This window comes from Pseudomonas protegens (assembly GCF_003732485.1).
Taxonomy (GTDB): Bacteria; Pseudomonadota; Gammaproteobacteria; order Pseudomonadales; family Pseudomonadaceae; genus Aquipseudomonas; species Aquipseudomonas protegens_B.
Window position 1 is genome coordinate 24436 of sequence record NZ_MOAK01000089.1, and the last position, 251, is coordinate 24686.

Sequence of the window (251 nt, forward strand, 5' to 3'; positions counted from 1 at the left end):
AAATGTGGTGGGCCACAGCCAAGGCACGCTCATCACCCTATTGGCCCATGCCTTTCTCAATGAAGACAAGGTGCGGCCGGCCGACGGCGTGGTGATGATCAACTCGCCCTACAGCCTGCGCGAACCCAACATGGAGAAGCTTCAGGGCTTTGGCGCGCAGCAGACTGCCGAGGCCCGCCTGGCGACCCTTGACGCCATCCTGAAGTTCATGACCGCAGCGCCCAATCCGTACCCGGCCTTGTCGAGTATCG

General features: G+C 61.8%; 1 protein-coding gene. It reads left to right on the plus strand.

Translation table 11 applies throughout. The features are described from left to right. Positions 1–251 (plus strand): T6SS effector phospholipase Tle3 domain-containing protein (locus BLX41_RS36900; protein WP_473241698.1); only part of this gene is annotated, 251 nt, incomplete at both ends.